The 14199-nt window shown below is 43.5% G+C and carries 13 protein-coding genes and 1 tRNA gene; 11 read left to right on the plus strand and 3 right to left on the minus strand.

Features of this window, described 5'->3' with window-relative positions; all coding sequences use genetic code 11:
* Both lptF and lptG read left to right on the plus strand, forming a co-directional pair.
* Positions 1 to 1098, plus strand: a 1098-nt coding sequence (lptF, locus tag R7E51_RS23390; RefSeq protein WP_318086070.1) for an LPS export ABC transporter permease LptF, incomplete at its 5' end; no start/stop codon positions are given.
* Between the two features lie 3 nt (positions 1099 to 1101).
* Complete coding sequence (lptG, locus tag R7E51_RS23395) at positions 1102 to 2172, plus strand: LPS export ABC transporter permease LptG (RefSeq protein WP_005381071.1); 1071 nt, start codon at positions 1102 to 1104, stop codon at positions 2170 to 2172.
* A gap of 87 nt (positions 2173 to 2259) precedes the next feature.
* Here lptG and R7E51_RS23400 read toward each other — a convergent pair whose 3' ends face one another.
* Together R7E51_RS23400 and R7E51_RS23405 are read right to left on the minus strand one after the other, a co-directional pair.
* Complete coding sequence (locus tag R7E51_RS23400; RefSeq protein ID WP_005381070.1) at positions 2260 to 2739, minus strand: RDD family protein; 480 nt, start codon at positions 2737 to 2739, stop codon at positions 2260 to 2262.
* A gap of 184 nt (positions 2740 to 2923) precedes the next feature.
* Positions 2924 to 4192 (minus strand): DUF2254 domain-containing protein, encoded by a 1269-nt coding sequence (locus R7E51_RS23405; protein WP_138939837.1) that lies wholly within the window; start codon positions 4190 to 4192, stop codon positions 2924 to 2926.
* 227 nt (positions 4193 to 4419) lie between these two features.
* Between R7E51_RS23405 and R7E51_RS23410 the strand changes: the two genes are divergently transcribed.
* Together R7E51_RS23410 and R7E51_RS23415 are read left to right on the plus strand one after the other, a co-directional pair.
* On the plus strand, positions 4420 to 5085 hold the full coding sequence (locus tag R7E51_RS23410; protein ID WP_033906213.1) for an SDR family NAD(P)-dependent oxidoreductase: 666 nt from the start codon (positions 4420 to 4422) through the stop codon (positions 5083 to 5085).
* A 190-nt stretch (positions 5086 to 5275) separates the two neighbouring features.
* Positions 5276 to 5360 (plus strand) — tRNA-Leu (locus tag R7E51_RS23415).
* 247 nt (positions 5361 to 5607) lie between these two features.
* Here the strand turns inward: R7E51_RS23415 and R7E51_RS23420 are convergent.
* A complete protein-coding gene (locus R7E51_RS23420; protein ID WP_206958300.1) occupies positions 5608 to 6891 on the minus strand; it encodes a carbohydrate-binding protein in 1284 nt (427 codons plus the stop codon).
* A gap of 247 nt (positions 6892 to 7138) precedes the next feature.
* Here R7E51_RS23420 and R7E51_RS23425 point away from each other — a divergent pair, with 247 nt between their 5' ends.
* The 7 genes from R7E51_RS23425 (at position 7139) to R7E51_RS23455 (ending at position 13825) form a co-directional block, all read left to right on the plus strand.
* Positions 7139 to 7444: a PTS sugar transporter subunit IIB gene (locus R7E51_RS23425; RefSeq protein WP_170894144.1), complete on the plus strand. Its 306-nt coding sequence runs from the start codon at positions 7139 to 7141 to the stop codon at positions 7442 to 7444.
* A gap of 87 nt (positions 7445 to 7531) precedes the next feature.
* Positions 7532 to 8866 (plus strand): PTS sugar transporter subunit IIC, encoded by a 1335-nt coding sequence (locus R7E51_RS23430; RefSeq protein WP_206958297.1) that lies wholly within the window; start codon positions 7532 to 7534, stop codon positions 8864 to 8866.
* Positions 8867 to 8917: 51 nt separating this feature from the next.
* Positions 8918 to 9229: a PTS lactose/cellobiose transporter subunit IIA gene (locus R7E51_RS23435; RefSeq protein ID WP_031777269.1), complete on the plus strand. Its 312-nt coding sequence runs from the start codon at positions 8918 to 8920 to the stop codon at positions 9227 to 9229.
* Between the two features lie 12 nt (positions 9230 to 9241).
* On the plus strand, positions 9242 to 10564 hold the full coding sequence (locus R7E51_RS23440) for a 6-phospho-beta-glucosidase (protein ID WP_206958295.1): 1323 nt from the start codon (positions 9242 to 9244) through the stop codon (positions 10562 to 10564).
* Positions 10565 to 10582: 18 nt separating this feature from the next.
* Positions 10583 to 11338: a chitin disaccharide deacetylase gene (gene chbG, locus R7E51_RS23445; protein ID WP_054579416.1), complete on the plus strand. Its 756-nt coding sequence runs from the start codon at positions 10583 to 10585 to the stop codon at positions 11336 to 11338.
* A gap of 104 nt (positions 11339 to 11442) precedes the next feature.
* Positions 11443 to 12441, plus strand: a complete 999-nt coding sequence (locus tag R7E51_RS23450; RefSeq protein ID WP_206958293.1) for a LacI family DNA-binding transcriptional regulator — start codon at positions 11443 to 11445, stop codon at positions 12439 to 12441.
* Positions 12442 to 12571: 130 nt separating this feature from the next.
* Positions 12572 to 13825, plus strand: coding sequence for an HD-GYP domain-containing protein (locus tag R7E51_RS23455; RefSeq protein WP_005381029.1), 1254 nt, complete (start codon positions 12572 to 12574; stop codon positions 13823 to 13825).
* Positions 13826 to 14199: the final 374 nt, after the last annotated feature.

Consider the following 14199-nt stretch of genomic DNA (forward strand, 5'->3'; position numbering starts at 1 on the left):
ATTATTGTTAGATATTTGATCCGCGAAACACTCAAGAGCCAATTTGCGATTTTTTTCGTACTTTTTTTGGTGTTTGTAAGCCAGAAATTCATAAGTGTTCTTGCTGATGCTTCTGATGGGGATATTCCTGCTGGATTGATTTTCTCGATTGTTGGTTTGAACATGCCAGCAATGGGTCTGTTAATGCTGCCTTTAAGTCTGTATATCGGCATATTGATCACATTTGGTCGTCTGTATGCAGAGAGCGAAATTGTCGTAATGAACGCGACAGGTATTGGTAATAAATTCTTGGTTCAAGCGGCCTTATACCTAGCGTTGATTACTTCAGCGGTGGCGGCTTTCAATGCGTTGTGGCTATCGCCGTGGTCTCAAGACCGCGTTGAGCAGCTTTATGAGCAGGTAGCGTCAGAAAACAGCGTTGACCTACTTAAAAAAGGTCAGTTCCAAGGTACACCAGACGGTTCATCGGTTGTGTTCATCGATGACATTAAAGACAATACCTTGAGCAACGTTTTTGTTGCGCAGATGCGCCCTCGAGATTCGGTGTTACCGAGTGTGATGTTCTCATCTTCTGGTGAAGTAAAAGAGCTTTCGGACGGTCGTCAGATCATCACTATGAAAGAAGGTACGCGTTATGAAGGTGTGCCTACTCGCGTTGAATATATGATCACGAAATTCGATGAATACGAAGGTGTTATCGGCCAACGTGAGGTCAAAAAGAAAGGGCGAGACTGGGAAGCATACCCAACGGTTGACTTGATAGGTCACCCAGATCCAGAGGCGCAAGCGGAGCTACAATGGCGAATTTCGTTATTTGTGTGTATTCCACTCTTAACAATGCTCGTTATTCCTTTGTCTGCGGTGAATCCGCGTCAGGGACGGTTTGCCAAAATGGGGCCTGCGATTCTGATCTATCTAGCGTATTTCTTGGCGATCAGTGCAACCAAATCTGCATTAGAAGATGGTGACATCCCGGCTGCTATTGGTATGTGGCCAATCAATGCGATGTTGCTGATTGTTGCTATCATGGCGAATATGATGGACAGCGTTGCTGCTAGACGAATAAAAGACAAATTCCGCAAGAAGAGGCTCGCGTAAGCTGTGTTCAAAATCTTAGACCTTTACATCGGTAGAACCATCATCTCTACCACTGCCTTGGTTTTAGCGACGTTTGTTGGCTTATCGGGCATCATCAAATATGTAGAACAGCTACGTAAAGTAGGGCGAGGTGTGTACGACCTCACTCATGCGTTGTACTTTGTGTTACTCAGTGTGCCGCGTGATATCGAAATGTTCTTTCCAATGGCGGCATTACTCGGTGCCCTGATCGGCTTAGGTATGTTGGCTTCAAGCTCTGAGCTGGTGGTGATGCAAGCTGCTGGTTTCTCTAAGCTGGATATCGGGTTATCGGTACTAAAAACGGCCGTCCCGCTCATGATTGTCGTTATGGCGTTAGGTCAATGGGGCGCTCCTGAGGCCCAGAAGATGGCCCGTGACTTACGTGCGTTTGCGATATCAGGTGGTAGCATTGTGTCTGTGCGCTCAGGTGTGTGGGCTCGTGATGCAAACGACTTTATCTTTATCGGTAAAGTCGAAGACGACAAACTTTATGCTTTAAATATGTGGCGTTTTGATGATGATAAGAATCTACAAAAAGTTATTTTCGCCGAAGAAGTCGACTACCAACAAGATAACAACTGGCTGATGCGTTACGTACAAATTACGGACATGGAAAATGAAAACGTAATTTCAAAGCAAGACATCGAACAGATGGAGTGGCACACCTCTTTGGCACCAGATAAGCTAGCTGTGGTGACCGTGAAGCCAGAAGAACTGTCACTGAGCGGTTTGTATGATTATGTGACTTACCTAAAAGCATCGGAACAAGATGCATCTCGCTATGAGTTGGCGTTTTGGCGTAAGTTGACTCAGCCGCTTTCAATTGCTGTGATGATGTTAATGGCGCTATCTTTTGTTTTCGGCCCACTCAGAAGCGTGACCATGGGGGCAAGGGTATTGTCGGGCGTGGTTGCCGGGTTTACTTTTTACATATCCAGTGAGTTCTTTGGCCCATTAAGCTTGGTGTATGGCATATCCCCAGTGTTTGGTGCTTTGGCCCCGAGTTTGGTGTTCTTAGCTATTGCGATTGCACTGCTACGAAGAAAGCTATAACTGAAGCATCATCGAATAAACCAAGTTTTACCGAACCAAATGTAAAAGGAAGGCATTACGCCTTCCTTTTTTGTGTTCCTAGACAAGTTAATTTGCCTTAGGTAATACAACAACCTCTGTTTTGGCCCAAATGTCGTGGAAACCACGTTTCTTCGGATCAATCGGTACAGTCAAATTTGCCAAGCCAAAGCCAGATGTCGAAATACGAATCAGAGCTTGAGTTACCGTAATTGGTGCTCCGTCTTTGGCATTGCGAACTCGAAGCTTCCAAGCGCGCATCCCAAGAGTTTGTCCTGCTCGCGTCCAGAAGAACACAAAGAAATATATCCACACACCCGCAAGGTAAAGTGTAAATAGAGGGCTCAATACAGGGTGCTTTCCGAGCATATCTGCGGCATCAGCGTACTCGCCATAGCTCAACAATCCTGCTGCATTTAGTGCAAACACAACGGCCATAACAATACCTGCGGCCATCATTTCAATTGCGATAATAATCAATGTGTCGTAAATCAACGCTGCAAGTCGACGAAAGAGACCAGCAGGTGGAAGAGTTGTAGACGTTGTCATTATTCCATCACTTACCTTAAAAATTGTGCGTCAGAATATAGATTCCCTCACCAAGAGAAAAGAGACCTAACGCACAGAGTCTTTAATTGTGTATAAACGAAGAGACTTTTCTGCCCTACGTTATCAGCACATGTCATGATACACGAGGCCGTGCAGCAATATGTTTCAACTGAATTCGACTCTCTTAACCATTGGCTCTTTGGTCTGTGACCAGATTAGATAGTTGAGAGAGTTGGTGTTTCTCATCTTCGGTATAATGTTGGCTTAATGAAAGCTCTAAAGCTTTTTCTGACAGCTTGATTGCTGGTGACAAAAATAACTTAGGGTGCATACTAGAGAGAGCTAGCAAGGCCTTTTGTAGGCGAATCTGTATTTGGAGTTGCGCTGCACCATCGTGTGCTATCGGCAAAAAGACATCATCAAACAAATCCTGGCAGCTCAATGCGGGCACAAATAGTCTAGGATATCGAGTTTTGGTAGGCGGCTCACAGAGTAGGTCTCCCCATAATGAAAGTGCTCGTACAGAACGCCCAAGAACGTCAATCGCGGTGCCATTATCATTTACAGCCGGAGATAGTGCTCGTGAGGCGATTTCCGCCATAACGACTAAACCAAAGCGAGGGTCCTGATCATATGAACGCTCCGTTCGAATCGTGAAGGCTGCCGTTACTTCGCTTTCGTCTGGCAACTCTCCACAAACCCAAGCCAATGGTTGACCTACGTACACAAAACTTCCCGGTTGTCGCTCAAGGTAGATGGTGCATTGGTTTGCTTCAGCAATACTATCGAGATGATGCATATCAACATGCTGTAAGTAGCCAATTTCTTGGCTCAAAATAGGTTTACTTCCTCTGGGTTTATGTTCTGGGTGGCTCCACGGGTGAGCACCTAGCCAACGCTCTTTGCCCCGTTTTCTAATAGCATCTAACAAGGCTTGCTCCACGTATGAAGTGGTTTCACTGACCCTTCCTAGTACGGAAAGGTGCTGAATCCAACGTAGCAGAGTGAGTATGATCATCACGATTACGGCGATAGTCACGATGAATAGATAAATTTGTGCTTGTTGATGATAGGCCCCAATACCTAGCGCGATAATTCCTACCAAACTAAATAGAAAAGAGCCAAGAAAGGTTGCTAAGGCATTTTGTGTTGTACTGTCCTCCATCAACAGTTTTGTCGCTCGTGGCGTTACCCCCGCACTAGCGGCACTGTATGCTGAGACCATAATATTGAGAGAGAATGTAGTCACTGCAAGCATGGAGGTTGCGAGGATATTTAATATGTTGTTCAACAAATCCTTGCTGACGTTGATGGCAGGGGGCAGAGTAATGAACTGGTTTAAAACAATCGACATTAAGGCGGTAGCAACAGCTAGTAATGCGTAGAGTGACGTCCGGACCCACAGTTTTCGTGTCATCTGTTTCAGTAACCACTGCCATTTTGACCCAGTCATTCTTTGCTCCTATTCAGTTCTCACTAGAAAGTCGATAGAAAATTCAGAAAGTTATTCTTGCTTAAGCATAGGTTAAATGCCCGTCTTTCTGCTTGATATTTCATGCATCACGAAAGTAAGAAAGCTGCTTGCTTCAAAGAATGGTGCTCTTGAGGTGTGAATTACCACGATTCTGTTACCTTAATTGATAGATGAATTAAAAGTATGTGATTGAAAAGAGGTAGCGCATGATTGTAATTACAGGTGCAAGTAGCGGCTTAGGGGCGGAACTAGCAAAGCGTTATGATGCGGAAGGCAAAGAGACGTATGTAATAGGAAGAAATACAGAAAAACTATCCGCACTAGCAAAACAACTCTCTCATAACGTCGGCTATCAAGCTTGCAACCTCTCATTACATCAAGGTGTGAAACAGCTCTTTGATGGGATGAAACAGCCGCCTGAAATGGTCATTCATAGTGCAGGAAGTGGTTATTTTGGCTTACTGGAAGAGCAGGAGCCGGAAGAGATTCAAAAGTTGATTGATAACAACCTGAATTCTGCGATTCATGTGTTAAGAGAGTTAGTAAAGCGTTACAAAGATCATCCAATAAAAGTGGTCATGATCATGTCCACAGCCGCGCAACAACCTAAAGCGCAAGAGTCTACGTATTGTGCAGTGAAATGGGCCGTCAAAGGATTAATTGAGTCGGTTCGTTTGGAGCTAAAAGGAAAACCTATGAAAATTATCGCGGTTTATCCTGGTGGAATGGATACGGAATTCTGGAAAACAAGCGGCAATACGATGGACACGAGTCACTTCATGCAAGCAGAAGATGCCGCAGAGATGCTCCATAATGCGTTGTCGAGCATTGGGAATGGTTATGTTTCTGATATTACAGTGAATAGAATTTAAAAAGAGTTTCGTATACTCACTTTCATCTGGAAGAGTAGTAGAAAATGGAGCGTACGTTTCTTATGAGTACAGCTTTGTCACACTTTGTGGCGAAATTATCAGCAAACGATAGTTATTTAAGGTATTTCTGCTTGCGCAGGTCAAAAGCTTACGTATAATGCCAACCATCAAAGGGCAATAGCCCAAAGATGCCGGTGTGGTGAAATTGGTATACACGACGGATTCAAAATCCGTTGCCTTCGGGCGTGGCGGTTCAAGTCCGCCCACCGGTACCATATTAGAAAGGTCGCTTTTATAGCGGCCTTTCGTCGTTTTAGGTGTTCGTAAATATCAAAAGAAAGTTAGCGTTGCCTTCGCGGTGGCGGCAGGAATGCCAGTCCAATCAACTCCGTCCACCGGTACCATATTTTAAGACAGAGCCTCGATGGAAGTCGGGGCTTTGTTGTATCTGGATCTTCAAAACAAAAAAAGCGCGAGGGGTATGCCTCGCGCAAACTACTACATGGTGATAGTAAGAACAGCCTATAGAGCTGTGAACAAGGTATTTTGAGTGTTCGGAGTCCAGTCTGCTTGGGACACGTGCGGTACATCAACTAGATAACGCAAACCTTGATAAGTGACCACATCACCTTGTTTATAGGAAACATTCTGAGTCCAGTTAGTGGCTGGGTCCGCATTTGTCCAGAGGCTAGAGGTTGGAGACGGTACCCAATCTTGTTGTGCAGTATGGTTTGTTACAGCCTGGTATACAGTACCTAGGTGTAAGACGTAATCGCCAGCGTCGTAGTTATGACCAACTTGCCAGTTCGGTGTGTAGTTATCCATTGTGTCGAAGTCATAACCCGCTTGTTTTGCTAACTGTATAAACTTAGCGAGCTTAGGTAGGTTTTGCGTTGCACCCATGCCACGCTTACCATCTTCAAATAGGAACTCGTGAGTTAATACGATAACTTTATCGGCGTGTAAAGGTGTACCACATGGGAACTCTTGAGCTTTGGAGTTGATCGGGTTAATCGTTGTTGGTGCACAAGTGTTTAACGCGGAATCCACATATCCAAGAAATGCTTCTGCTTCTGTAAGGCTGTTTGCTGGCATTTCAATGCCCCAATTTTCAGGTGCCCAGTCCACATCCCAACCGTGAGTTTGATAGCCGTTATTCGCTAGGATATTTTGAACCTCGATAGCTGCTTTTACACTGTTGGATGGGTTGGATGTATCGCATACATATCCTGGTTCCCAAGGTTTCAGGTCATCAGACGTGGCACATAACCCATCTGCTTTGAAGTCTCTCGTCACGCGCCAACCGTTGGTGTAGGGCAGTCTAGCAAACTCTGTTGCCTTGTAGTTCGGGTAGCTTGTAATGTTCGGCAAATACTTTGCTAACACAGATAAGTTTTCCGTAAACATTGAGGCATCGTAAACAGGGTCTTGATACGAGTTAAGCTGGTGGTCCCCGGTCGCATTACACTCCGCAGCACTGTTCGGTCCAAACTCATCAACGCAATTATGAACCATATGATCGTAACTATGGTTCGCGACAATATGACCAGTGTCTAATGCGAGCTTTAAGGCTTCTAGCGAACGGTCTTCATTCTCATCACCAATTCCATCTAAATGCCAAGCATTAAAGTAAAACGTCGCTTTGATATCTTCCTGGTTAAGTACTTGAATAACGTCAATAGATGCATTGATTGGTCCATCATCAAACGTTAGATAAATGGTGCCTTTAGAGTCGGTTTGAGCAAATGAGTGCTGTGATAGTGCGGCACTTACAAGCGCTGCAATAGCCAATTTATTAAATTTCATTCTCTATTCCTTTTAAGAAATTAATAACGACGTTGTCAGTAGTAAAATATTGATAATTTGAAACTTAATGTGATGTCTTAAATTATTTTATGACTTTTATCCTAGACCTAAATAATTACAAAAAAATAGGTGGTATTTTCTAAATTGGGATTGTGTTCACGAATAATGCAACCGGTTGCGCTTTTTTGTCTTGGTTATTTTTGCTACAGTTTTTACAGGTTGAAATTTACACAACGGGAGTAAGGCTATGAAAAAGATCCTTTTATGCTGTAGCGCAGGGATGTCAACCAGTATGCTTGTTAAGAAAATGGAGCAAGCTGCTGAAAGTAAAGGAATTGAGTGCAAGATTGATGCAATGTCAGTGAATGCGTTTGAAGATGTAATTAAAGAGTACGATGTTTGTCTTCTCGGGCCTCAAGTACGTTTTCAGCTAGAAGAGCTAAGAAAAACGGCGCAAGAGCATGGTAAAAACATTGATGCTATTTCTCCTCAGCATTATGGAATGATGAAGGGAGAAGAAGTACTAGAGCAAGCATTAGAATTAATTAACTAAACTATAGTTTTAAATTAAAAAGATAACTGTACATCAAATATAAATATTTGATGTGGGATTCTTTTGCCTAAAATAAGGATGGATTCTATGAAGCTTTATGACGCAATTATAGGCGCAGTCGAAAAGCATATAGCCCCTATAGCAGCTAAAGTGGGGAATCAGCCCCATGTTCGCGCAATGAGAGACGGTTTTATTGTCGCAATGCCGTTTATTATTGTCGGTAGTTTCATTTTGATTTTTGCATTCCCCCCATTTGCCGAAGATACAACCTTTACTTTTGGTCGAATTTGGCTCGATTTCGCCACTACACATTTTGATACCATAATGATGCCCTACAACATGTCGATGGGGATCATGACCATTTTTGTTTCGCTGGGCGTTGCTTATAGTTTAGCGAAGGCTTACAAGATGGATGGGATCACGAGTGCTGTATTGTCACTAATGTCTTTTTTACTCATTGCGGCCCCAGCTAAAGATGGCGCGTTGTCTATGTCTCACATGGGCGGAACCGGGATCTTCACCGCAGTGATGTGTGCATTTTTCTCGGTGGAGCTCTACCGTTTTATGAAAAAGCACAATATTACGATTCGCATGCCAGAGCAGGTGCCACCGGCGATTGCGCGATCATTTGAAGTATTGCTACCAGTCTTAGCGATATTCATTACCTTATATCCACTTAGCCTTTTCGTACAAAACCAGTACGACATGCTGATTCCAGATGCTGTTATGGCTATCTTTAAACCGCTAATTAGTGCGTCTAACTCATTGCCTGCCATTATTGGCGCTTTATTGCTTTGCCAGCTGCTTTGGTTTGCGGGTATTCATGGTGCTGCAATTGTTGTTGGACTGCTTTCTCCAATCTTTTTGACCAACATTGGTGCCAACATTGAAGCCTTTGTTGCAGGTGAACCGATTCCAAATGTATTTACTCAACCGTTCTGGGATTTTTACATCTTTATTGGCGGCTCTGGTGCAACACTTGCTCTTGTTATGCTGATGTCGTTTAGCCGTTCTGTTCACCTTAAGAGCATTGGTCGAATGAGTGCGGTGCCTGGCTTTTTCCAAATCAACGAACCAGTGATCTTCGGTAGCCCAGTTGTGATGAACCCGACCTTGTTTATCCCGTTCGTCTTCGCTCCAGTCATCAACGCTACGATTGCGTATTTTGCTGTGCATGTCGGCTTTGTGGGTATGGGTGTCGCTACAACACCTTGGACAACACCGGCACTGATAGGTGCTTCGTGGGGTAGCGGTTGGACCTTTGCGCCAGTATTGCTCGTCATTGGTTTATTAATTCTTGATCTAATCATCTACTTCCCATTCTTCAAAATGTTTGAGAAGCAAATGTTGGAGCAAGAACTACCAACGACGAAGGAAGCTAAAGGTGACACGCAGCCGTCAGGCGAAGGCGTTACTGCTTAACTGTGCTTAATGGGCCGCAATTACCGCGGCCCGATTTTCGGAGAGAAAATGATGGAACAAGAATTGGTTGTAATGGAGATCATTTGCAATGCTGGTGAAGCCAGAAGTTTAAGCTACGAGGCATTGCGTTTATCTCGAGAACAAGATTTTGAAGCGGCTGATGAGAAGCTCTCTCAAGCAAGAGAGTGCATTAATAAAGCCCACTTAATACAGACTCAGCTTATTGAAGAAGATCAGGGAGAAGGGAAAGTCCCGATGACGTTAGTGATGGTGCATGCTCAAGATCACCTAATGACTACGATTTTGGCTCAAGAGATGGCTGTAGAAATCGTCGCACTGAACAAAAAAATCTCGAACAAATAAAGGGGGATGAAAATGTCTAGAGAGGCGATCAAACTTGCCATTATTGGCGGTGGTAGTAGCTATACCCCGGAATTGGTTGAAGGGGTTATTAAGCGCTTAGAATATTTACCCGTTAAGAAGATTCATTTTGTGGACATTGAGTCAGGAGCTGAGAAGCTTGAGATCATCAAAGGATTGGCTCAGCGAATGGTCGATAAAGCCGGCGCAAAAATTGAGATAAAAGCCGGTTTCGATCGCCGTGCTGCGATAAAAGATGCGGATTTTGTGATGACGCAGTTTCGTGTTGGTGGCCTTGCTGCACGCGCTAACGATGAGCGAGTCCCAATCAAGTACGACGTCATCGGCCAAGAAACAACGGGCCCTGGTGGTTTTGCTAAAGCACTGCGAACCATTCCGGTCATTCTTGATATCTGTAAAGACATTGAAGAGTTGGCTCCAAACGCATGGATGCTCAATTTCACCAACCCAGCGGGTTTAGTTTCCGAAGCGGTCAGTAAGTACACCAAAGTAAAGAGTATTGGTTTATGCAATGTGCCCGTTTCAATGGAAATGATGATTGCAGAAATGATGGAGTGCGAGCCAAAAGAGCTACAACTTGAGTTTGCTGGGTTAAACCATCTCGTGTGGGTACACAAAGCATGGCTCAATGGGGAAGATATTACTCAAACGGTATTAGAGAAAGTCGGTGATGGTGCCAACTTCAGTATGAAGAATATCTGGGAAGAACCGTGGGATCCGGCATTTCTAAAAGCACTGGGGGCGATACCATGTCCTTATCATCGCTACTTCTATCAAACTGATGCCATGCTTGCTGAAGAGAAACAAAGTGCCGATGAAAAAGGCACTCGTGCTGAGCAGGTAATGGAAACAGAAAATGCGCTATTTAAGCTCTATCAAGATCCTACCCTCGATCATAAGCCGAAAGAGTTAGAGGAGCGGGGTGGTGCTTATTATTCTGATGCATCACTGAACCTAGTTGATTCAATTTATAACAATCGTAATAGTATTCATGTTGTTAACGTTTTAAATAATGGAGCGATCAACGGCCTACCTGACGATGCTGTGATTGAATGTAGTGCCGTGATTGGTAGCTGGGGGGCGAAACCTCTTGCGGTTGGCGAGTTGTCAAACAATATCAAAGGATTACTCCATCAAGTTAAAGCGTATGAGCAGCTAACAATAGAAGCTGCTGTCGAAGGTAATTATGACAAGGCGCTTATGGCATTAACCAATAACCCATTGGTGCCTGACATTGGCCGCGCCAAGTCAATCCTGGATGATATCCTAGCGGTGAACGCTCCGTATTTACCTCAATTTAAACTAACGACGTTGTAAGACTAAGGAAGGGCGCCGATGAAAGTCATTTTTAATGCTGATGATTTTGGTTTAACGAGAGGTGTAAATAGCGGCATCGTTAAAGCTCATCAGCAAGGTGTGGTTCATTCAACCACCATGATGGTGGGTATGGATGCTGAGCAACATGCCTTAGAACTAGCTCGCCATAATCCAGACTTGAAAATTGGCGTTCATCTTAGGTTTACAGCAGGTGTGCCTATAACGAAGCATCCTAACTTGACCAACGGCCGAGCGCACTTTATCAACTATGACGAACTTTGGAGTAAGCAGGACTTCGAAACTCAGGTCATTTATGATGAAGCAAAAGCTCAGGTGGAACATTTTTTATCGCTTGGGTTAGAGCTAAGCCACTTAGATAGCCATCATCACGCGCATACTCACCCTCAAATTTTGCCCGTTATTAAAGAAGTAGCGAATGAATACAGAGTGCCACTGCGGGGCACTGGCTTGTGTCAAGAATCGATGACAATCAGGTATATCTTTACTGATGAGTTTTATGATCAAAAAGTGAGCTTGGATGGCTTAATGGCACATCTATTGAGCTTAAAAGCTGACTATGACTTGGTTGAGGTGATGTGCCACCCGGCAGAGGCCGATCAGGCGCTTATCTTAAAGAGTGGCTATGCGCTTCAGCGAGAGCTAGAGTTACAAGTTCTTACCTCTCCCATTTTAAAAGAACAGTTAGCTCATCATGGCATAACTGTCACGGATTACTCTGAGCTTGTTTCTACCAATCAAATGGTCGGTGTATGATTAAAGGCTGCCAGCTTCGCCCCCTATAGCACCTTACGAATTGCTGGCAGCCGTTCTACACAAACGAATATTTAATAACAATTGCAGTTGGACCCAATAGCATTATGGCAAGGATTAAAGATGTAGCCGAACTCGCCGGTGTAAATCGCTCTACCGTTTCTCGAATTATTAATGGAGAGGGGAAATTTCGCGAGGAAACTCGAAAAAAAGTAGAGCAAGCTATGGCGCAATTGAATTATCGTCCTAGTGCAATTGCTCGTTCACTCGCAACCTCATCCAGTAATATGGTTGGGTTATTGGTGACTTACTATACGGGGGGCTTCTTTGGCGAGATGATGGAGCAGGTTCAGACCGAGCTGGATATTCATAAGAAGTTTTTGATTACAGCTCAAGGCCATCATTCTGCACAAGGTGAAAAAGAGGCAATTCAGCGTTTTAATGATTTACGTTGTGACGGCTATGTACTTCATAGTCGTTATTTGTCAGATGATGACTTACGTGAACTAGCTAAACAGCCAACACCTTTCGTTCTTCTGGATCGCTACGTGGAAGGAATAGAAGAGCGTTGTGTTACCTTTAACCATCATCATGCAAGCCGTATTGCCGTTGAGCACCTTTTAGCTGGTGGTCATCGAAAGATTGCTTGTATTGCCGGTCCATCCCAACGTCATAACAGTGTATTGAGAAAGCTTGGGTATATTGATGCAATGAAGGATGCTGGTATAGATATTGATGAAAGCTGGTGTGAAGAAGGGAATTATGGTCGGCAAAGTGGTTATGATGCAATGGCTGCAATTTTACAACGACACCCTGATGTGACGGCTGTCTTTTCGTGCAGTGAAGAAATGACGGTTGGCGTAATGCAGTACTTACACGAGCACAGTATTTCTGTACCAGAGCAAATCTCATTAACTAGCTTTGACAGTGTTGATCTTTGTGAAAGTCTTTACCCTACAGTATCAGCAGTGCACTTTCCTATCAGTGACATGGCCCGTGTAGCGGTACAAACGTTAATGGGGCTAGTCAAAGATCAAGAAGTAATAGACAAGCCAGTGTTCGAGGCCAAGCTTAAAATACGCAAAGCAGATCGCTCCTTAAAGTAGCTTACTTCTATCTAATTAAGTGAGTCGCTTAGAAATAACGGTTTGATGTTTTGATAGTTACTGATGAATTTATTCACAAAATTTACTAGTATTCTAACTCTCTTAAGAAATATAAATCAGTAGTGAATAAGTGGCAGCCATTAAACTAACGGTCGATCGTATTCAACCCGGATTACATATCCGTCTTCCGCTAAAGTGGAACGATCACCCCTTTCTACTCAATAGCTTTAAGATTAAAGACCAAGAGCAAGTCGAGATGATCCGCCACCTCGGCGTAAAGTTCGTTTACTTTAATCCAGAGCAAAGCGATGCCGTTCCACTCCCTGTTGATCAAAGACAAGCTGACAGAGTAACAAATGAAGCGTCGTTAGATCATGAAACTCAAAAAATGTGGCAAGAAAAACAGAACCGCATAGAAAAGTTAAGTGCATACCGTCGACGCGTGATTCAGTGTGAAAAAGAGTTTGAGCGCTCTCTGGCACGTATGCGTTCAGTCATGACTAAAATCCGTAACCGTCCGACAGCAGCAGTTGATGAAGCAAAGCTTCTTATTGAAGATATCGTCGAGAAGTTAATGTGCGATGATAATGTTACGTTACATCTGATGAACGGAAAAAATGAGTTTGAAGATATTTATTTCCACTCATTGAACGTGGCTGTTATCTCGATGATGATTGGCCGTGCTAAAGGGTACTCAGCAGCACAGTTGAAAGAGCTTTCCTTCTCCGCACTATTCCATGATATCGGGAAAATAAAAATCCCGACTGCAATATTAAGAAAGCAACTACCTCTAACAGAGCCAGAAACCAACTACTTAAAGTTGCACACTAAATATGGCGTCGATCTTGCGAGTCAAATCGAGGCTTTTCCCGAAGTCGCGAGAATTGTGATCGCGCAGCACCATGAGCTAAGAGATGGGTCTGGTTATCCTAAAGGCCTGAAAGGAGATGAGATCAACGAGTTTGCTCAAATTATTGCTGTAGCCAATGCGTTTGATAACTTGTGTCATACACCGATAGTCTCAGATCAAAAGATTCCTTATACCGCACTCTCTCATTTATATAAGAACTGTAAACACCTATATAAAGAAGAGAACCTGAACATCCTAATTAAGTTTATGGGCGTGTTTCCTCCGGGTACCGTAGTTCAGCTTTCTAATAATATGGTCGGCCTGGTTATCTCAGTGAATGCATCGCATCTATTATTCCCGAATGTCTTGGTTTACGATCCATCAGTACCAAGGACGCAAGCGCCAATCATTGATCTTGCCTCAAAAGATATAAAGATAGTTAACGCGATTCATCCGTCAAAATTACCGGATAAAGTAAAAGAGTATCTAAATCCGCGTTCGCGTATTTCTTATTTCTTTGATAGTGATGAGTAGTTATCCACAGCTTTTTGTGGGTAAATTGTATAAATCCTGAGTGTTATTTCTGGGTAATTTTAGGGTTGGATGGAAAGTATCCATTTGGCATGTTTTTTTAGAAAAAATGCATTTTTAGTATTGCCAAAGAAAATCTTCTCCCTATAATGCGCATCCATCGACACGGCAGACGCCACAAGGCTTTAGCAGGGTCGAAGAGGTAAAAAGCTTCTACAAAAAATTAGTTTAAAAAAGTGTTTGACACTAACAACTAAATCGCTAGAATGCACCTCCGCTTTGAGAGAAAAACTTCTCGCAAAGCAAGCTCTTTAACAATATAGACCTATCAATCTGTGTGGGCACTCGTTGATGATAATCCAATTAGATATTTCTTT

The sequence above is a fragment of the Vibrio sp. Vb1166 genome, assembly GCF_033338695.1.
Classification (GTDB): domain Bacteria; phylum Pseudomonadota; class Gammaproteobacteria; order Enterobacterales; family Vibrionaceae; genus Vibrio; species Vibrio alginolyticus.